General features: G+C 40.0%; 22 protein-coding genes, 1 tRNA gene and 1 riboswitch. Of the genes, 8 read left to right on the forward strand and 15 right to left on the reverse strand.

Translation table 11 applies throughout. The features are described from left to right. The first annotated feature begins 100 nt into the window (after window positions 1-100). Window positions 101-562 (forward strand): CBS domain-containing protein, encoded by a 462-nt coding sequence (locus SYJ56_RS04315; RefSeq protein ID WP_323832406.1) that lies wholly within the window; start codon window positions 101-103, stop codon window positions 560-562. Between the two features lie 180 nt (window positions 563-742). Here the strand turns inward: SYJ56_RS04315 and SYJ56_RS04320 are convergent, their stop codons facing one another. From SYJ56_RS04320 to SYJ56_RS04335, 4 genes are all read right to left on the reverse strand, one after another. After that, window positions 743-1915, reverse strand: a complete 1173-nt coding sequence (locus SYJ56_RS04320) for a trans-sulfuration enzyme family protein (protein ID WP_323832407.1) — start codon at window positions 1913-1915, stop codon at window positions 743-745. Window positions 1916-2018: 103 nt separating this feature from the next. After that, window positions 2019-2121, reverse strand: a riboswitch (SAM riboswitch). Window positions 2122-2272: 151 nt separating this feature from the next. Next, window positions 2273-2833, reverse strand: a complete 561-nt coding sequence (pth, locus tag SYJ56_RS04325; protein WP_323832408.1) for an aminoacyl-tRNA hydrolase — start codon at window positions 2831-2833, stop codon at window positions 2273-2275. 213 nt (window positions 2834-3046) lie between these two features. Then, a complete protein-coding gene (locus SYJ56_RS04330; RefSeq protein ID WP_323832409.1) occupies window positions 3047-3628 on the reverse strand; it encodes a 50S ribosomal protein L25/general stress protein Ctc in 582 nt (193 codons plus the stop codon). Window positions 3629-3653: 25 nt separating this feature from the next. Beyond that, entirely contained in the window at window positions 3654-4580 is a 927-nt protein-coding gene (locus SYJ56_RS04335) for a ribose-phosphate pyrophosphokinase (protein WP_323832410.1), read from the reverse strand. A gap of 376 nt (window positions 4581-4956) precedes the next feature. On the opposite strand from SYJ56_RS04335, the gene SYJ56_RS04340 reads away from it, so the two are divergent. From SYJ56_RS04340 to SYJ56_RS04355, 4 genes are all read left to right on the forward strand, one after another. Continuing rightward, window positions 4957-7653: a M14 family metallopeptidase gene (locus SYJ56_RS04340; protein WP_323832411.1), complete on the forward strand. Its 2697-nt coding sequence runs from the start codon at window positions 4957-4959 to the stop codon at window positions 7651-7653. A 272-nt stretch (window positions 7654-7925) separates the two neighbouring features. Beyond that, window positions 7926-8672 carry a hypothetical protein gene (locus tag SYJ56_RS04345; protein WP_323832412.1) on the forward strand — a complete coding sequence of 249 codons (747 nt, stop codon included), beginning with the start codon at window positions 7926-7928 and terminating at the stop codon, window positions 8670-8672. A 73-nt stretch (window positions 8673-8745) separates the two neighbouring features. Next, window positions 8746-9462 (forward strand): EcsC family protein, encoded by a 717-nt coding sequence (locus SYJ56_RS04350; protein WP_323832413.1) that lies wholly within the window; start codon window positions 8746-8748, stop codon window positions 9460-9462. A gap of 54 nt (window positions 9463-9516) precedes the next feature. After that, entirely contained in the window at window positions 9517-10668 is a 1152-nt protein-coding gene (locus SYJ56_RS04355) for an aminotransferase class V-fold PLP-dependent enzyme (RefSeq protein WP_323832414.1), read from the forward strand. A gap of 60 nt (window positions 10669-10728) precedes the next feature. Here the strand turns inward: SYJ56_RS04355 and SYJ56_RS04360 are convergent. Beyond that, a tRNA-Gln gene (locus SYJ56_RS04360) sits at window positions 10729-10801 on the reverse strand. 315 nt (window positions 10802-11116) lie between these two features. Here SYJ56_RS04360 and SYJ56_RS04365 point away from each other — a divergent pair. Next, complete coding sequence (locus SYJ56_RS04365) at window positions 11117-11362, forward strand: hypothetical protein (protein ID WP_323832415.1); 246 nt, start codon at window positions 11117-11119, stop codon at window positions 11360-11362. Between the two features lie 56 nt (window positions 11363-11418). On the opposite strand, the gene rplI is transcribed toward SYJ56_RS04365, so the two are convergent. From rplI to SYJ56_RS04385, 4 genes are all read right to left on the reverse strand, one after another. Further along, window positions 11419-11862: a 50S ribosomal protein L9 gene (rplI, locus tag SYJ56_RS04370; RefSeq protein ID WP_091695020.1), complete on the reverse strand. Its 444-nt coding sequence runs from the start codon at window positions 11860-11862 to the stop codon at window positions 11419-11421. Between the two features lie 39 nt (window positions 11863-11901). After that, window positions 11902-12153, reverse strand: a complete 252-nt coding sequence (gene rpsR, locus SYJ56_RS04375) for a 30S ribosomal protein S18 (protein WP_057937597.1) — start codon at window positions 12151-12153, stop codon at window positions 11902-11904. Further along, window positions 12150-12521: a 30S ribosomal protein S6 gene (gene rpsF / locus SYJ56_RS04380; protein WP_091695017.1), complete on the reverse strand. Its 372-nt coding sequence runs from the start codon at window positions 12519-12521 to the stop codon at window positions 12150-12152. Before rpsF ends, rpsR begins: the two co-directional genes overlap by 4 nt. A gap of 128 nt (window positions 12522-12649) precedes the next feature. Then, window positions 12650-13579 carry a hypothetical protein gene (locus SYJ56_RS04385; RefSeq protein WP_323832416.1) on the reverse strand — a complete coding sequence of 310 codons (930 nt, stop codon included), beginning with the start codon at window positions 13577-13579 and terminating at the stop codon, window positions 12650-12652. A gap of 17 nt (window positions 13580-13596) precedes the next feature. On the opposite strand from SYJ56_RS04385, the gene SYJ56_RS04390 reads away from it, so the two are divergent. Continuing rightward, complete coding sequence (locus tag SYJ56_RS04390; protein ID WP_323832417.1) at window positions 13597-14187, forward strand: methyltransferase domain-containing protein; 591 nt, start codon at window positions 13597-13599, stop codon at window positions 14185-14187. Here SYJ56_RS04390 and SYJ56_RS04395 read toward each other — a convergent pair. Both SYJ56_RS04395 and apaG read right to left on the reverse strand, forming a co-directional pair. Next, window positions 14176-14922 (reverse strand): O-methyltransferase, encoded by a 747-nt coding sequence (locus tag SYJ56_RS04395; RefSeq protein ID WP_323832418.1) that lies wholly within the window; start codon window positions 14920-14922, stop codon window positions 14176-14178. The two genes, SYJ56_RS04390 and SYJ56_RS04395, sit on opposite strands and share 12 nt — an antisense overlap. Window positions 14923-14956: 34 nt before the next feature. Continuing rightward, complete coding sequence (gene apaG, locus SYJ56_RS04400) at window positions 14957-15343, reverse strand: Co2+/Mg2+ efflux protein ApaG (protein ID WP_323832419.1); 387 nt, start codon at window positions 15341-15343, stop codon at window positions 14957-14959. A gap of 63 nt (window positions 15344-15406) precedes the next feature. On the opposite strand from apaG, the gene ung reads away from it, so the two are divergent. After that, a complete protein-coding gene (gene ung / locus SYJ56_RS04405; protein ID WP_323832420.1) occupies window positions 15407-16069 on the forward strand; it encodes a uracil-DNA glycosylase in 663 nt (220 codons plus the stop codon). 149 nt (window positions 16070-16218) lie between these two features. Here ung and lepB read toward each other — a convergent pair whose 3' ends face one another. From lepB to SYJ56_RS04425, 4 genes are read right to left on the reverse strand one after another with little or no spacing between them, the layout of a single operon-like run. Further along, window positions 16219-17292 carry a signal peptidase I gene (lepB, locus tag SYJ56_RS04410; protein WP_323832421.1) on the reverse strand — a complete coding sequence of 358 codons (1074 nt, stop codon included), beginning with the start codon at window positions 17290-17292 and terminating at the stop codon, window positions 16219-16221. Window positions 17293-17307: 15 nt separating this feature from the next. Continuing rightward, window positions 17308-18030, reverse strand: a complete 723-nt coding sequence (dapB, locus tag SYJ56_RS04415; RefSeq protein ID WP_323832422.1) for a 4-hydroxy-tetrahydrodipicolinate reductase — start codon at window positions 18028-18030, stop codon at window positions 17308-17310. 2 nt (window positions 18031-18032) lie between these two features. Continuing rightward, window positions 18033-18626 (reverse strand): DUF5683 domain-containing protein, encoded by a 594-nt coding sequence (locus SYJ56_RS04420; protein WP_323832423.1) that lies wholly within the window; start codon window positions 18624-18626, stop codon window positions 18033-18035. Between the two features lie 2 nt (window positions 18627-18628). Beyond that, complete coding sequence (locus SYJ56_RS04425; RefSeq protein ID WP_323832424.1) at window positions 18629-19540, reverse strand: ParB/RepB/Spo0J family partition protein; 912 nt, start codon at window positions 19538-19540, stop codon at window positions 18629-18631. Window positions 19541-19542: the final 2 nt, after the last annotated feature.

Genomic DNA, 19542 nt, shown 5'->3' on the forward strand with positions numbered 1-19542 from the left:
ATTTTAAAAATATAGTATCGATTTATTATGTGTTTTAAATTATAATTTTTATTTACGGTGTAATATCGGTAATTTATTCTTTCACCTTAAATTTTAACCTATGGTAAAAAGTTTTCAAGGGGTTAGAATGGCAGAACCCAAAAAAGCCCCGATTCCGCAAATTCTCGTCAAGGAGTACATGAGTACTAACTTGATCACCTTTAAGCCAGATGATACCATTGATCAAGTGATGGAAATACTCACTAAGCGAAAAATTTCTGGAGCACCAGTGATTGACGCATCGGGTGCATTGATTGGTATTATTTCGGAGGTTGATTGCCTCAAAGAGATCATCAAAGGAAAATATACGAACACGCCAAAATTCCCGGCTAAAGTAAGTGAGCATATGTCCACAGATGTACTTACACTATCGCCTGATTTGTCAATATTCGATGCAGCGTCGCAATTTTTAGAACATAAAATCCGAAGATTTCCAGTGATGAAAGATGGGAGACTGTTAGGTCAGATCAGTCTGAGTGATGTGATTCGGGCTTTTCCTACCTTGAGGCAAACTACTTGGTAAAATATCAATAGCGAAAAAAGTGAATGCCTCCATAAAGGGAAACCTTGATGGAGGCATTTTTCTGAAAGGCAATTAACCACCGAGGACACCAAGGTTTTCACAGAGGAACGCAGTAGTGATAATTGTCAGGCTTAGAGCCTGCCTCGCCCAAAGGCAGGAAGCCGAACTTCATGAGACATTTTATTTTGATAAGTCAATCGCTCTTTCTACATCTAGTATAATATCTTCATAATGCTCCAGTCCCACAGAAAGTCTCACTAATCCATCTGAAATGCCTACTTGGGCTCTTTCATCAGAAGAAAGTTTGCTATGCGTGGTGGAAGCTGGATGAGTGATAATACTGCGGCTATCGCCAAGATTAGCTGTAATAGAGATCATTTGGAGCTGATCGATAAATTTCTGGGCTCGACTCACTCCGCCCTTCAAGTCCAAAGTAATTACTCCACCTCCTTGGCTCATTTGTTTTTTGGCAACTTCGTATTGTGGGTGCGATTTCAGGAAAGGGTATTTTACTGCAAGCAACTCTGAATTTCCTTCAAAATACTCTGCTACTTTAAGTGCATTACTACAGTGTCTATCCATTCTCACCCCCAGTGTTTCCATGCTTTTCGCCAGAATCCAAGCATTAAATGGGGATATAGATGGTCCAGTATGCCTAGCGAAAAAATGCACTTCTTTCATCAAATCAGCTTTACCTAAAATTAAACCACCTAGAACCCTTCCCTGTCCATCAATGTATTTTGTAGCACTGTGAGTCACGATATGAGCACCCCATTTTGCAGGTTGCTGAAGGTATGGCGAAGCGAAGCAATTATCCACTACTAATATTAGGTTATGTGCTGCCGCAAATTTACCCGCCCATTCCAGATCGATGATCTCCAAACCAGGATTGGATGGAGTTTCTATAAAAAGCATTTTGGTGTTGGGCTGTACTAGTTTTTCCCAATTCAAATAATCAGAAATGTCTCCGTACGTTGAGGTAATACCCCACTTGGGAAATACTCTGGTTAATAACTGATGCGTAGAGCCGAAAAGTGATCGGGCTGCAAGCACATGATCCCCTTGCTGCAGTAGAGCGGCAATACTTCCAAACATTGCAGCCATTCCTGATGCTGTCGCAAATCCATCTTCCGTTCCTTCAGCTGCACAGACCTTTTCGATCAAATCACTGGAGTTGGGATTGGCATAGCGGGAATAGATATTTCCTTCTATCTCATCTGCAAAAGTAGCTCTGGCCTCCTCAGCAGAATCAAAGGTAAAACTTGAGGTAAGATAGATCGGAGCAGAGTGCTCTCTTTGGCTGGACTTTGATGGTGAAATCCGCACAGAATTCGTTTCGAAGTGCTTACTCATGTATTGATCAGTTTAAATTTTAACAAGACTAATCAAGCAGATTTGAGAAAATCAAACCCAGAGGCGGTAAACGAACTAAAAGGGATTATTTGTGAAGTAAGCCAATCTATAGTTCCCGCGTCGGGTAGGATTTGGCACCGTTCTCCGTTTCGGGATGGTTGCCAGAGGGTCTTAGAGCCTATTCTCTCGCCTCTTCTTTATAAATCAGTTGCCTGAAGTGATGCAAAGAAAGAACGCGTTTAGTGGATTTCCAAATCTTATTTCATTTGGTTATAATTTATCTTTTAAAGGTCATACGGAATCTCGCATATATTTTAATCATTCCAGTGTGTGACGCTATAGTTATGCTCGATTTGATCAATCGTTAAATTGATTCATGGTACGCTCTATTCCAATAGTGCAAAAACTGAGGCTCATTTCTATCGCCTTGTCCATTATAGCGGGTAATTCAGCAAATTCATGCTGATTGAATTTCCCTAAAACAAAGTCAATTTGCCTTCCTTTTGGAAAGTCATCACCTATTCCCATTCGGAGTCTTGGGTAGTTTTGGCCGCCTGTGAGTTCCTCAATATTTTTCAGGCCATTGTGTCCAGCTGCACTTCCTTTAGGCTTCATGCGAAATTTTCCAAAAGGAATGGCAACATCGTCCACAATGACCAAGGTATTTTCTTTGGAAATCTGAAGCTCTTTCATCCAATAGTTCATCGCCTTTCCGCTTAGATTCATATAAGTGGTAGGTTTGATCAGGTGGATTGTTCTGCCTTTGTGTTTGAACTCTGTCTTGAAGGCAAGTCGGTCGCTTTTCCAGGAACATCCATTTGCATCAGCAAGTCTGTCCACTGTCAAAAATCCGATATTGTGTCTGGTGAGTTCGTATTCGGGTCCAATATTCCCGAGGCCTATGATTAGAAATTTCATATGTTTATAATTGATTTTTATGGCCAGATAGCCTGTCCCGAACTTGATTCGGGAGAATCTCGCAGGTCTTATAATCATCTCTCTGTGTGACGCTTGAGTTATGCCTGCCTGCCGGCAGGCAGGCTCGATTTCATCTTTCTGTAGCTATTTGGCTTGAAAATAAAAAATCCCGCCCAGTTGTGGGCAGGATTTTGAATGATTAAGAGACTGAATCTATTCCTCGTCTCCGCCTTTTTTGCCTCTAAGTGCTCTTGGGATACCAATAGTCACGATAGAAACGTTTGGATTTGTTAGGATTTCGAAGCCTTCAACTTTTACATCTTCAACTTTAAATGATTTACCCAAATCAAGGTTGGAAATATCAATAGGGATAACGTCAGGGAAGTCTTTTGCAAGACCTTTTACTTTCAGTACTCTAGTTTTTAATTCTAATTTACCACCTTTAGCAAGTCCTGGAGAACTTCCTTCAACTTTCACTGGAATTTCAAATTTGATAGGCTTGTCGTCTGCAAAAGCTACGAAGTCAGCGTGTAGAAGAGCCTCACTTACCGGGTGGAATTGTGCGTCCTTCAATACTGCTTTAATGATAGTTCCTTCGATGTTCAAGTCAACCATGTGAACCTCAGGAGTATAAATCAAGTCTCTGAAAAGGATGATTGGAGAGTAGAAGTGAATCTGCTCTTTGATACCAGGTCCGTAAACTACACAGGGAACATTACCTGATTCTCTCAATTCAGAAAGACTGGCACTGTCGAGATTTGCTCTTTTAAACCCTATAATCTCAAGATATTTCATATTGTATTTGTATTAAAATTGGTTCTTATATAAACAAAGAACTGATAGACGTATTTCCTGTCACGGCATGAATTGCCTTGGCGAACAGGTCAGCGACTGTCAATACTTTGATTTTGGATGATTGTTGTTTTGGAAAGATGGTGTCAGTGATCACCAATTCATCTAAAACTGAGTTTTCGATGTTTTCATAAGCTTTGCCAGAAAGTACGCCATGTGTTGCAATAGCTCTTACTGAAGTCGCTCCTTTCTCCATGACGATTTGCGCAGCTTTGCAGAGCGTGCCTGCTGTATCCACCAAATCATCCACAAGAATAACATCCTTACCCTCTACATCCCCGATTACTTGCATAGAAGCGATCTCGTTGGCTCTTTTTCTGTGCTTATCACAGACTACCATTTCTACTTCAAAATGCTTGGCGTAAGCCCTGGCTCTTGCTACTCCTCCCACATCCGGAGATGCAAAAATCATATCTGGAAGCCGTAGCGAATTCAAATAGGGCACAAAAATAGCTGATCCATTCAAATGATCCAAGGGTATATCGAAAAAACCTTGAATTTGTCCGGCATGAAGGTCGCAGGTCATGATTCGATCTGCTCCAGCAGAGGTGATCATATTAGCGATGGCCTTAGCTGCTATGGATACTCTTGGCCTATCTTTCCTATCTTGCCTAGCATATCCGAAATAGGGAATAACGGCGCAAACTTTATATGCGCTGGCTCTTTTTGCAGCATCTATCATCAGACAAAGCTCCAAAAGATTGTCACTTGGCGGTGTAGTGCTTTGTACCAAAAAGACTGTACAGCCTCTAATGGATTCGTCAAAGCTTGGTGATAATTCGCCATCACTGAATTTGGATAGCGTAAGATCTCCTAGCTTTTTGCCATAGTTTTTGGCGATTTTCTCTGCAAGTGATTGGCTGTTAGTGCCTGAAAATATTTTAACCTCGGACATGGTTAGTTGTTTTTTTCGGGAAAGGTTAGGAATGGATTTAAGATCAAAAGTAGTAATTTTTGAATGGATGGCTAGGGTGTTATAAGTTGATTCAGAAGATAAATTTGACTTCTGATGCTTTTAAACTCATTCTAACAGCAGCTAAGTGTGAAAAAGATGGCCTATTGATGAAAGCAATTGTTGTTAGTTAATCTTTTCACTCTGTTTCAGTGAATTGAGTTTGGATTACTTAGGACGATTTCATTGGTTACAGCTATGAATAGCTTATTGTTCATATTTTCCAGTCCTGTAAAATATGAACAAAAGAACCTTTTGATTACTGGTGACCTCTTTTTTCGTGCTAATTTAGAAAGCGAATAAACCAACCCATATGCTTATGAGATTAAAAATTACACTAGTTATTCTGCTTATATCCTTGTCATTAGGAGTATTTGCCCAGCGTATTCCGACGCCAAAAGCTCATTTTGGCTTTGATATAGGAGACGATTACAAACTTGCCAATTTCACAGAAACTGAAGCTTACTTCAAGAAAGTAGCTGATGCAAGTGACCGGGTAAAAATGGTTGAAATTGGCAAAACCGAATACGGAAGATCTCAGCCAATGATGATTGTGAGTTCCCCTGTTAATTTGGCGAAGCTGGACCAGTATAAAGAAATTTCGCAGAAACTTGCTCATGCTGAAATCACGCGCGAAGAGGCAGAGAAGCTTTCTGTAGAAGGCAAACCTGTGGTGTGGATAGATGGAGGTTTGCATGCCAATGAGGTCGTTGGCCCTCATCAGCTAATTGAGACGCTTTACCAATTAGCCTCAAGAGATGATGCGGAGACGCTGAAAATTCTGGATAACGTAATTATTTTATTAGTGCACGCGAATCCTGACGGGATGGAAATCATGTCGGAATGGTACATGAGGAAAGATGATCCTGAGGCCCGTGATCAGAATATTCCTATTCTCTATCAAAAATATGTAGGGCATGATAACAACCGTGATTTCTACATGAATAACATGAGCGAAGCGGCAAATATGTCTCTTCAGCAATACGTAGAGTGGATACCTCAGATTATTTACAATCACCACCAGACTGGCCCGGCAGGAACTGTAGTTGCCGGCCCTCCCTATCGGGACCCGTTTAATCATGTATTTGATCCGTTGATTATTACAAGCTTGGATGCAGTTGGAGCTGCCATGATCAATAGAATGCATCAGGAAGATAGACCAGGCTACACCAGATTAGACGGTTCTGTGTTTTCTACTTGGTGGAATGGTGGCCTGAGAACCACCCCTTATTATCATAATATCATAGGGATTCTTACTGAGATTATCGGCAATCCCACGCCTACTAAAGTCCCTCTGGTGCCTGAGCGTCTAATTCCAAATAATGGAACTCCCTATCCTGTGACACCTCAGGATTGGCACTTCAGACAATCCATTGACTATTCTGTTTCATTGAATTACGCCATCCTCAATCACGCTGTGCGACATGGTGATGAGTTGCTGTTAAATATTTATTTGATGGGCAGAAAGTCGATAGACAAGGGCAGTGAGGATAATTGGACGATGTATCCTAAATATGCGCAAGCCGTGGAAGATATTTTTAAAGAATCTCAGAAAAGTCAAGAAGATGATGACTCTTCCAGGTCAAGATTTCCTGCGCAGTTCTACGATTCTGTATATACAGATCCTGCCAACAGAGATCCTAGAGGATATATTCTTTCCGCAGATCAGCCTGATTTCTCTACGGCAGTGAAGTTCATGAATGCGTTGATCAAGTCAGGGATTTTGGTGGAAAAAGCTACAGATGACTTTACTGTAAACGGTAAGACTTATCCAGCTAATTCTTTTATCGTGAAAACAGCACAAGCCTTCCGTCCACATGTGATAGATATGTTTGAGCCGCAAGACCATCCAAATGATTTTCTTTATCCGGGAGGTCCTCCGATCCGTCCGTATGATGCAGCAGGTTGGACATTGGCTTTGCAAATGGGAGTGGAAGTTGATCGCCTATATGAAGGCTTTGAAGGTCCATTTGAGCGGATTCCATACGGAGAAATTCAATCTCCTCCGGCAAAGAATCTTGCAAACGGGTCAGGTTACTTGCTTGATGTGAGAAACAATAACAGTTTTATGGCGGTGAATGATTTGCTGAAAGCAAAAGTTAAAGTTTATAGAACTGCATCTTTAGTGAAAGGGTTGCCAGTTGGTTCTTTCTACGTAAGTGGAGGGAAAAAAGAATTGGAAGTAGCGGCCAAAGAGTATGGAGTATATCCAGTGCCTTCATCTATGCCAAAAGGAGCCACCCAAATACAGCCTGCAAGAATTGGGCTGTATGATTATTATGGAGGATCTATGCCTTCCGGTTGGGTTCGCTGGATGATGGAGCAATTTCATTTTGAATACCAATTGGTGTTTCCCAAAGAAATTGATGCCGGAAATCTGAATGATAACTACGATGTGCTGGTGTTTATCAGTTCTGGAATCCCAGGAGTTGGTTCGCGTGGTTATTCTAGATCGCAACCTAAGCCTGAAGAGATCGATGAAAAATACCATCATATGTTGGGGAGTTTTTCTGTGGATGAATCTGTTCCTCAGCTAAAGAAATTCATTGAAAATGGAGGAGAAATCATTTCAGTTGGGTCGGCTACAGAACTTGCTTACCACTTTGGGTTACCTGTGGAAGATGCGTTAGTAGAGATCGATGCAAATGGGAATGCAAAATCACTTCCAGGTGAGAAATATTACGTTCCAGGCTCTGTGCTGGAAATGCATGTGGATAATTCAGTGCCTATTAATTACGGTATGGGTGAAGAAGCCTATATCATGTTCAACAGAAGCCCAGTATTCAAATTGTCACCTTCTGCAGGAAACAAGGGTGTCAAGCCAATTGCATGGTTTGGAGATGAAGAGCCGTTGAGAAGTGGATGGGCATTTGGACAGTCTTACCTGAAAAATGGCGTAACTGCCTTCGAAGCTCAAATCGGTAAAGGGAAATTCTATGCTTTTGGCCCGGAGATTACTTTCAGAGCACAATCATATGGGACATTCAAAATGCTGTTTAATGGACTTTACAAATAAATAGTTAGATCTTTATTAAGTTAAAACCGCCCTCAGAAGGGCGGTTTTTCCATGGAATTTTTTAACTGCAGGGAACACGGAGTTATTATCAGTGAGTAAAATTAAATCCCGATGTACTTTAGTGTTTCCGTTCGTGTGACACGAACGGCGTCTAAGATGATTTTCTTCTCTAGAAGCTGGACTTGGTTTGTTTCCTGGTTTCGGGGGAATAAATCAGGAAACTTTTTTATCTTAAACGTATGCATTTTTCGAATCTTTTCATTTAATAAATCATGGAAAACATTAACTCAACTTTTATCTCAGGAATATATAATTGGTGCGATCGATGGTGTGAGCGCTGTGCTTTTACTGCGAGATGTAGAGTTTTTGAGAGGGAGAAAGAAAGAGATTTGAAAGAACCGGAAGACTTTTGGAATGCATTATCTGAGAATTTCAAGGAGACGTTGGATATGCTTCATTTGATTGCTGAGGAGCATGGTATTGACTTGGCACAAATCGCAAAGGATAGTGAGGCTGATACTTCGTTAGAAGAAAAGGATAAAAGGCTGGATGAGCATCCCTTGAGTATAATTACTAGTCAGTATTTGTTTGAGGGAAAAGATTGGATTGAGTCGTCCAAATTAAAAGAATATTGTGAAGAATTAACCCAGCAAGTAGATTTGGGAATGAGGCAAGTATCTGAGGTGAATAATCAAGTTGCTAAAATTGAAGAGGCTCTTGAAGTGATTCAATGGTATTTGTTTTTCATCCATGTGAAATCAAAAAGAGTGCTTAACGACCTTTCAGATGACTTTTGGGAAGAGTATCCTGAAGAGGAGAAAAGTTATAACGGGTCTGCGAAGATCGCGATGATATCAATTGAACGAAGTATGCAGGCTTGGAAAATACTGCTTGACGCAATGGGAGCCGAGCAGGATTCGATTTTGAATTTATTGGTTCTTTTGGATAAATCCAGAAAACTCCTGGCTGCTTTGGTTCCAAACTATGCTCAATTTATTCGACCAGGATTTGATGAATGATTCAGCAAATAAGTTGAGCTTCGTAACCATTGATCAGAAATCCGTTTGATAGTATCGTAAACTAAACTGATTTATGGAAGCCTATTTACATTATGCCCATGCTGAGCTTGCACTTTGGCAGTATAAAATGAAAAAAAAGCCCAGTCTTGGAGGACGGCTTACCCACGGTGTTCAGAATAAAATCAATAGCTGGATTCCAGATAAGGTTCATAAGGCGATCACCATGGCAATAGAAAACATGGTCAAAGCAGTTATCACTGGTTCGAGCTGGATTGTTCCAAAGCCGCATGAAAGTTTATCATTTAAGCAACGGGAGTTCAAAGTAAGAAGTAGGATTAATTGGTATCGTAATACAGCTTCTGTCGAAGGGGCAATAACTGGGGCTGGAGGTATTCTTATGGGATTTGCGGATTTCCCTGCTTTTCTGACGATCAAGATGAAAATGCTTTTTGATATCGCAGCGCTCTATGGTTTTGATACCAAGAATTTTCATGAGCGACTGTTTCTCTTGTATGTTTTTCAACTTAGTTTTTCCAGTCAGCAAAGAAGGAATGAATTGATTGGGCTTGTGGAAAACTGGGAGCAGCATAGGGAGACCTTACCTAATGATCTTAAGGAATTTGATTGGAAGACTTTTCAGCTCGATTATAGAGATTATATAGATCTTGCGAAACTTGCTCAGCTTATCCCAATTGTAGGTGCCGGTGTGGGGGCGATTGCAAATTATCGTCTTACAGAGCATCTAGGGAAATATGCAATGAACGCTTATAGATTACGTGTGTTAGTATGAAGTGATGTTCAATCAATAGTGGAGTACTTCATACATTGAACTAAACCATAGTCTATGGATTCTCAAAAACACCTATTTAGTCTTGACTCGGCTGTTCATTACCTCAATTGCGGCTCGAAATCCCCGCTGTTAAAGTCTGCGGAAGAAGCAGCCCTAGCAGCGCTCGTACGAGCGAGAAATCCTTTTCATATAGGACAGGAAGATTTTTTTTCATTACCCAAAGAAGTTAAAGCACGATTTGCTGAGTTGGTAAATTGTGATCCGCTGCAAGTAGCATTGATACCGTCAACGTCTTATGGCTTTGCTACTGCTTTAGGTAATATTTCATGTGATCCTGGACAGCATGCGATCGTGTTGGAAGATGAGTTTCCAAGTGGGTATTTTTCACTAAAATCTTGGTGTGATAAGAATCACGCCTTACTTAAAGTGATAGGATCGGATAAAGGCGCGCCAACACCCGGAGAAAGCTGGAATAATAACTTATTAGATAGTATTACTTCAGAAACTGCGGTGGTGCTGATGTCTTCCATACACTGGATGAATGGATTGAAATTCGACCTGGAGAGTATAGGGCAGAAATGTAAAACCGTGGGAGCGCTTTTTATTGTGGATGGGACTCAATCCACAGGTGCTGCTGAGATGGATGTAAAGCGATATAAAATTGATGCCTTGATCTGTGCAAGTTACAAATGTCTTTTTGGTCCATACGGAATGGGAATTTCCTATTTCGGTCATGCTTTTGACGGCGGGAAGCCATTGGAGGAATCTTGGATGAACCGTACCAATTCGCAGGATTTTGGAAATTTGACCAAATACGACCATGAGTACACAGAGGATTCCGGACGCTACAATGTAGGGGAGATGAGTAATTTTATTCTTTTGCCTATGCTGAATGAAGCGCTGAAACAGATTAATGAATGGACTGTTTTGGAAATAGCCAGCTATTGCGAAAAACTAACCATACCACTATATGAGTATTTAAAAAGTCGTGACGTAGTGATTGAAGAGGAGCAGTATACTTCACCTCATCTTTTTACGCTAAAACTTCCAGAGGATATTGATGATGAACTTTTGATGAACAATCTTCAGGCAAACAAGATTTTTGTTTCCACCCGTGGAGGGAATTTGCGGGTGTCAGTGAACGTGTTTAATACAGCCGAGGATATTGAGAAGCTGATTCAGGTATTAGAGGCAAGCAGGTCTTAAGAAGAAGTAAAATATGGTCATAAAAAAAACCGCTGATGTCAGCGGTTTTTTAATTTTCAGTTGGCTTACCAGGGCTCGAACCTGGACTCTTCTGAACCAAAATCAGACGTGTTGCCAGTTACACCATAAGCCAGTTTTACTTAAGATCCCCGTGGGTATCTCTTAAAGTGTCACAAATGTAGAGTCTTGCTTCTTTTTTTCCAAACTAGCTCTTAAACATTTTTGAGTTTTTCAGCTAATTGCCTTTGAATCAGCTGAAAATAATGCTTCTTTAAGTTGAGGATTCATGCTGCTATGTTAATTCAGAATCATTTTTCTATTTCAAGAAACGAAAGTATCACCCCTGTATATTGTGATATTGTTAACAGTGAGGCGTTTATATTGCTTAATTGGAAATGTTTATTCATTTTTGTCAAAATATTGAAAAACTTTTAAAACATTATTTACCATGCAAGTTGAGAAATTAGAGAAGATAGTTCCTGAAGTAATAGAGAAATTGGGAAAATTGAAATCAGCAGACACGCTATCTGCGGAGCTTTCTTGGTGTTGGGTGAGCTACCAAAATGATCAAAATCCTGAAGGTGTGATCGAAAAAAGTAAGGAGGCACTAGCCGTGTTCAAAGAGGCTAGAGAGAAAAATAGTAAGGCGGTTTCTAAGAAACTGGTAGAAAGCCTTGAAAAAGCATTGAGTTAAGCATAAAAAAACCCCGAAATGATCGGGGTTTTTTGATTTTTATCAGTGTGGAAGGATTATTCTCCTGACACGTTGAATTTTACGTTGGTTTTCACTTCTCTGTGAAGATCGACTTCAGCAGCAAATTCTCCAGCGCCATCTACTGGCGTATTGATAGAGATTTTCTTTCTGTCGATGTCGATACCTTGAGCTGCTAATGCGTCAGCAATCTGAAGAGTAGTTACTTTACCGAAGATTTTACCTGATTCACCGATTTTCGCTTTGATCTCCAAAGTAAGAGCTTCAAGTTTTTCAGCGATATTCTGAGCTTCAGTTTTAATCTTTTCTGCTTTGTGAGCAGCTTGCTTGATATTCTCAGCAAGAATTTTCTTGTTAGAGCCTGTAGCAAGTACAGCGAAACCCTGAGGGATCAGGTAGTTTCTTCCGTACCCTGGCTTTACAGCTACCAAGTCATTCTTATAGCCAAGACCTTTGATGTCTGTTTTTAGTATGATTTCCATTTGTAATGATCTTTTGTGATTGGACGATACAAGACCGAATTATTTCAACCCATCGGTTACGAATGGCAACAACGCCAAATGTCTTGCTTTTTTGATGGCCTGGGCCACTTTTCTCTGAAATTTCGCAGAGTTACCGGTAAGTCTTCTAGGAAGAATTTTACCTTGCTCATTGACAAACTTCAACAAGAAATTAGGATCCTTGTAGTCAATGTACTTGATGCCATGCTTCTTGAATCGGCAATACTTTTTTCTGATTTCGCCTCTATTGATTGGCTCGTTTACTAGTGTCATTTTGTGGCTTCCTCCTTAGCTTCAACTTTTTTGTTAAATTCTCCTTTTCTTCTTCTTTCGGCATAAACAATTGAATGCTTATCCAAAACAGTAGTCAAGAATCTCATCACTTTCTCATCTCTTCTAAATTCTACTTCGAATTTGCGGATGAGCGTAGGATCGGCCTTGAATTCAACCATAACGTAGAATCCTGTAGTCTTTTTCTCAATGGTATAAGCCATTTTCTTAAGACCCCAATTTTCCACATTAATAACGTCTGCCCCCAGTTCTTTTAACAAGTTCACAAACTTGTCGACAGTATCCTTCATCTGAACATCAGATAAAACGGGAGTTAAAATGAATACCGTCTCGTAATTTCTTTGGAACATTTTTTTAATGTGTTTAAGGAATTTAATAAACAGGATGCAAAAGTAGGGGAAATCTTGCTGTATTCCAAATGGATAGCAAAGTCGAAGTAGGAGAAATACCAAAAAAAACCTCCCGAAGGAGGCCTTGATTATTTTACTGTGAAAGTCTTCGAGCCGACTTCATAATTGTCTACGTAGATCTTGACTTGATGTATGCCTGAAGCGTAATCTGAGCCCTTCTCATAGAAGAAGGTTAACTCCTGCTCTGTGTTGTCAAAAATAACGTCTTGTTTTACTGTATAGAATTTCTCAGCTCCATTCATCATAAAGGTGCCAGATCCCTTTGCCACATCAAAGATCGGCTGTTCATTTGGTGCCAAAACCTGGACATAAATATTTCTTGGGCCTTTTTCGGCCACTTTGTTATCCGCTAGATTGAAGCTTACTTTGATTCGTTCGATCTGTCGGTTTTTAAAGTCTTTAGTGGTTTCCACACGTTCCTTACCTTTAGAATTGACCGCAGCTATTTCAATATTTTCAGCTTTCAGCATAGAAGCTACATTCACTTTGGCCTGAAGGTCTTCCTTTTGAATATTCAGCTGTGCAACTTCTTCCTCTATTTCAGCTTGTGTGGTTTTTAGATCTTGATTTTCCGTAAAAAGCTGTTGGTTCAAAGCCCGTAGTTCCAGAATCTCTTGATCTTTCTCTACAATCATCGAATTGTAGCTTTTAATTTTCTCATTCAGCGCCACTATTTCTGAAGTACTTCTTTGTCTTGAGGTATTTCTCTCCACTATCAACTGATCACGTACTTCTTCGAGTGCCTTCACATCTCCTCCAAGTTTTTCGATTTCTTGAATCCTCAGATCTAGCTGGTAGGTGACAGAATCTAGACGTTTGTTCAAATCGTTGTTCTCAGTAGAGAGCAATAGAATCTCCTCTGACTTTTTAGTTCGATCTACATAATCCGTGTAAAGTTTGATTCCACTTATTATTACTAAGAGTACCAAGACAATTATGATAATGTTTTTACCTTGATCTTTCTTTTCGGGCGAGTTTTTTTCAAATTCAGTGTTCATAAGAATATGGCGTTATAATGGCTTTTTTAGATGAAAATTATTGGACTGAAAAGTATTCTTTAGGTAAAACTGGTTGGGATATAGGTTATGCTTCTCCCCCTCTTATGCAATATTTGGACCAAATTGAAAATAAGCAGATACAACTCCTGATTCCAGGCGCTGGCTCAGGGTATGAAGCTGTATATGCTTGGCAATCGGGCTTTTATGGTGTCCATTTTCTAGATTTTTCCAAAGAACCATTGGAACGGTTTCACTCCTTGAATATGGACTTTCCCATTGAGCATATTCATCATCAGAATTTCTTTGAACATGAAGGTTCCTATGATTTGATTTTGGAACAAACGTTCTTTTGTGCCCTTGACCCGAAGCTCAGAGAGGATTATGCGAGGAAAATGAAAAGTCTGATAAAGCCGGGAGGTAAATTGGCTGGAGTTTGGTTTGACAGGGAATTCGACTTTGATGGACCTCCGTTTGGGGGAAAGGCGCAAGTGTATAGAATACTCTTTGAAAAATATTTTGAGATAAAAACGCTAGCTCCATGTTACAATTCAATTCCTGAGCGATTTGGGTCGGAGGTGTTTATGATCCTAAAGAATTCAAAAATCTAAGATATAGTCCGCCTTGTCTCCTGGATAAGTGAAAAATACGATTCCGCATTCGTAAAAATCTAAGCTAAGCCTGACTTCGGACTTGCTTTTTATTTTCTGCCAAGCCATTTCCATTTCTTGTGACCAATGAATGTCTCCTATTGCAATTATGGACCTGGAATGGGTTTTTGATACGATTTGCTCAAAATACCGCAAAGTACCTTCATAGGTATGAGTAGCATCTATCAAAGCAAAATCCACCTTTTCTAGCGTAGCGAGAATAATTGGGAGGGTTTCACTCAGCTCTCCAACTATACTGGTTAGATTATCAAAACCTTGACTAGGCTGAGCAACTCTTGCTATTTCTTTGGAGCCTTCAAAGGTGTAAAATTTTCCTTGGGTGACTTTAGATAGATATCTGCTGCTTATCCCCATACACGTGCCCAATTCAATAACTGTTTCTGCTGGAGTGAGAGTGGTGAAAAACTGATAGAGTTGGGCGAATTTCCGATTACTGGTGCTGAATTTGGTGATGTCAGATACTCTTCTTTTAGCGCTGTTTACGCTTTTTGATCCTGCCCCAAAATCTTCCACTTCAATTACTTGATCAGAAGAAAGAAGGTTTTTTCTATAGCTTTCAATTTCCAAATCTGCATCTTTTCTGGTTTTAATAAAGCTGAGAAGATTTTGATAGGTGTTGAATAGTAATGGAGACTGTAGCGAGTATTTGTCTTCTTTTTTTAGCCAGTAAGACAAGTAGGATAAAATTGGGTGAATTTTATTCAGCAAATTAGTTATGGAGGTAACTAGCGATCATATTAAATTCTGGAATAACCACTTCAAAATTACTTCCATCAAAAAGTTTTTCCATGAAGTAAACACCAGTCATCTTACCGAGGCCGGATTTTAAATTGCATCCAGAAACGTAGCTATGAGAATCTCCAGGTTCCAAAATTGGTTGTTGTCCAACGACACCATCCCCTTCAACTATTTTTTTGACTTCTGCAGCATCAGATATTTCCCATCTTCTGCGCAAAAGCTGCACAGTTTGGTTGCTTTTGTTTTCAATAGTTACCTTGTACGTAAATACGAAATGGTGCTGATGAGGACTTGAAAATTCGGATTGATAGGTGACTTCAACACTTACCTGAATCCCAGATGTAACTGCATTTACCATGTATAAAACGATTTAAAAACTCCGTAAAGGTACAATTTATAGTTTTAATATCAATAAACACTGATGGAAGTCAAAATAGAACCAAGCTGGAGAAATACGCTAAAGCAATTGTTCGACCAAAAGTTTTTTAGAGACCTAGTTGCATTTGTGAGAGACGAGTATGCTTCAGTAAAGGTTTTCCCTCCAGGCAAAGAAATTTTCAATGCGTTCAATCATTGTCCTATAGATTCTGTAAAAGTGGTCATACTTGGTCAGGATCCTTATCATGGACCAGGTCAAGCTCATGGTTTGGCATTTTCCGTGAAGCCAGAAGTGCCTTTTCCTCCAAGCCTTATTAATATTTTTAAAGAAATAGAATCTGACTTAGGTAAGCCTCTGCCACCTAATGGTGACCTTACCCGCTTGGCAGATCAAGGTGTATTTCTTCTGAATGCCACCCTAACTGTAAGAGCTCATCAAGCTGGTTCTCATCAAAAAAAAGGATGGGAAGAATTTACCGATGGTGTGATCCGGACGATCAGTGATCAGCGTGAAAATGTGGTTTTTTTGCTTTGGGGAGCTTATGCGCAAAAGAAATCAATTCTGATTGATACTACTAAACACTTGATTTTGAAAGCCCCTCATCCAAGTCCACTTTCTTCTTATCGTGGGTTTTTTGGATGCAAACACTTTTCAAAAGCTAATGAATACTTAGTCAACAACGGCATTAAGCCTATTGACTGGTAAAAGTAACATTCAGGATTTGGTGGAGTGAAAATAAAGAGCTGGGTAGAAAATTTGAGGTGGAAAGTATGCAGTTATCCATCTCTATGGATAGTTGCAGAGAATGCTAAATAAGGGTAAAAAAAAGCCCTGAAATTTCCAGGGCTTAAGGCTTAATTTATTCCTCTAAATATTCTGCTCCAGCGGATCTTGCTGAACATAGATTCATGCTTGTCCAGTGAAAGCCATAGGAACCAAGCTTTGCCTACGATATGATCTTCTGGTACAAAACCCCAGTATCGGGAATCCAGTGAATCGTGACGATTATCACCCATCATGAAGTAATAATTCTGTTTGAAAGTATAACTGTCTACCTTTTCACCATCGATGAAGAGTTGCCCTTCTTTTACTTCTACATTTTCAAGGCCTTCATATTTTTCAATGGTGAAACTGTATTTCATGACATTTTCATTTGTCATTTCGATCGTCCACCCTTCCGCAGGGATTTTAAGTGGACCGTAGTTGTCACGGTTCCAGCCCAAGGTCATTCCATCAGGAAAAACACCTGACTCTCCACCGCTTTTCTGGATACGCTTAGTCACAGAAGTTACCACAGGGGATGATTCTAATCTATTGATCACTTCTTCAGTAGCGAAAACTAAGTAGCCTGAGCCATCACTAAATGTCAAATGACTGTCCCGATTAATCTCATATTGATTGAAGAAATCCTCTGTAAGTGGTCGATTAGTAATCACATCATATGAATACTGCATCTCTTCAGGTTTTGGAGCGAGTTCGTTATTCACATAAACATCTCCATTCCTTACTTCTATTACATCTCCCGAAATTCCAATTGCGCGCTTGATATAATTGGTTTTTAGATCAGTTGGGTATTGGAATTCAACTGGGTAGTTGAATACGACAACGTCATTTCTCTCTACGTTTGAGAAACCAGGAAGTCTGTAATAAGGGATTTGAATGGCGTCTGAATAGGAGGGGATTTCTGTGCCCCATACTTTCTGATGAGTAAGGGGTACTTGCAATGGTGTCATTGGAAATCTGGTTCCGTAATGCATCTTGCTCACGAAAAGAAAATCGCCTACCAAAAGTGACTTTTCCATTGACGCTGTGGGGATTGTGAAAGGCTCCAATAGTAACCATCGGATTAAACTGGCTGCTACTACTGCAAAAATCAAGGCATCACCCCATTCTCTGGCGGCAGATTTTTTTTTAGTTGACTTACTCATGATTGGTTTTTAAGTTCAGAAAGATAGAAAATCATCCATGGAAAGCACACCTTTCTTTCCTTGAATCCACTCGGCCACCAAAATTGCACCAAGAGCAAACCCTTGCCTGCTATGGGCTGTGTGAGTGATTTCAATATCGTCGATTTCAGACGAGTAGCGAATAATATGCGTGCCTGGAGCTGGATCTATTCGCTTGGAAGTGATTGGGAGAGAATGTTCATTTTCGCTCGCACCTTCGGACAGGTTCCAGTTATTCAGTTCATTTATATTTTTGATAATACCTTCGGCCAATGTGATGGCTGTTCCTGATGGTGCGTCTTTTTTAGCGGTATGGTGAATCTCTTTCACGGAGCTTTTATAGCCAGTAGTTTCATTCATAAGCTTAGCTAAGAACTCATTGACTTTAAAAAAGATGTTGACACCAATACTGTAATTCGAAGCATAGAAAAATGCCCCATTTTTAGTAAGGGTCAGTTGTTCTATTTCTGGCTTTTGAGCCAACCATCCTGTGGTGCCAGAGACAATAGGAATGCCTCTCTCAATCGCCCATTTTATATTATCAACAGCTGCTTCAGGTTGACTGAATTCTATCGCCACATCAATAGTAGTGGAGTCTAGTGAATATAATTCATCAAGGTTGTCTATGTTGATTTTTGCTGCAATGCTATGACCTTGGGATTCTGCTAACTGACCGATCAGCTGGCCCATTTTTCCGTAGCCTAGAAGTAAAATATTCATGTTTAAAAGTTGAGTTTTATAGAAAGCCCCATAGAAGTATTGTTGGAAGAAAATCTTTCGTAGTGAGGTTCAAGTTTCAATGCGATTTCATCGGATACATCAAAGCCCGAAAGATGTGCGTCCACATTCGCATCTATTAAATTCAGTGCATAAATCCCTAATAGGACTAGGTAGCAAAGATCACGGTTTTTTCTCCAATAGTTCACATTTCGCACTAAGCCATCACGATTTAAGCTGGGGAAATCATTTGGCAATTCGTCATCAAAATCAGCAAGTGCTTGTTTGAATACTTGATAGCGGCGATTGTTAAAATCAATGAAATAAATATCCGTAATAAGTCCTCCATAAATTAGAGGGACTTTCCACGATTTACCATTATATACTTGGCCTGCGCCGGGCAAAATAGCAGAAAGTATGGTGGCTTTTTTGGGGTTTTTGGGAAGTAATGAATAATCAGGCTCCGATTGTGAAGTCTCCGGTTCTTCTGCTTCCTGAGCAAATAATGTGTTGCTCAGACTAAAACAGAAAAGCAAAAGACCCACTAGTATAAGTGGGGCCTTGTTAAGTAATATGTTATGAGAAACTAAGAGCTTCAAGGTTAGATGATTTCCAGAATTTCTAGAATCCGATTCAAATCAGATGCAGAGTTGAAAGGTATTTTAATTTCACCTTTATTTTTCGGATTTGACTTCAATGCCACTTTAGTTCCAAAATGAGAGGCAAGTCGCTGCTGGAGCTTGTTGATTTCATATTTTCTAACAGGATCAAGTTCTTGAGCAGATGGCTTCTCAGGCTTTCCTTCATTCAGAGCCTTTACCAAAGCTTCCACTTTTCGCACACTCAATTCTTCCTCTACGGCTTTTTTGAATATTGAGAGTTGCATATCCACATCTTCTACATTGATCAATGCGCGGGCATGACCCATGGACAGCTGCTGATCCCGTATGGCACCTTGTATGGTAGGAGGGAGCTTGAGAAGTCGCAAGTAATTATTTACTGTAGTTCTGTTTTTTCCAACCCGATCTCCTAATTCTTCCTGCTTTAAGTCACATTCTGCAAGTAATCGCTGATAGGATTGAGCGATTTCTAGTGCATTTAGATTTTCACGCTGAATGTTTTCGATGAGTGCCATTTCCAGCATTTGCTGATCGTTGGCAGTGCGGACGTAGGATGGGATTTGAGTTAAACCTGCGATTTTCGAAGCTTGATACCTACGTTCTCCAGAGATTAGCTGATATTCATTTGTATCAAGTCGTCTAACTGTGATAGGCTGAATGATGCCTTGAACCTTGATGGATTCTGCAAGTTCTGCTAAAGCATCCTTGTCAAAATGTACACGAGGCTGGAATGGATTGACCTGGATTTGTTCAAGAGGGATTTCGAAAATCCCGGTTTTAACTACCTCGGGTAAAATATCATCAGATTTGTGCTTAGAGGGGCTATCCTCGAGCAAAGCTCCAAGACCTCTTCCCAAGGCACTTTTTTTTCGATTCGGTTTTTGGTCTGACATAG

Origin of the sequence: Algoriphagus aurantiacus, from assembly GCF_035156405.1 — a bacterium.
In the GTDB taxonomy this organism is placed as follows: domain Bacteria; phylum Bacteroidota; class Bacteroidia; order Cytophagales; family Cyclobacteriaceae; genus Algoriphagus; species Algoriphagus aurantiacus.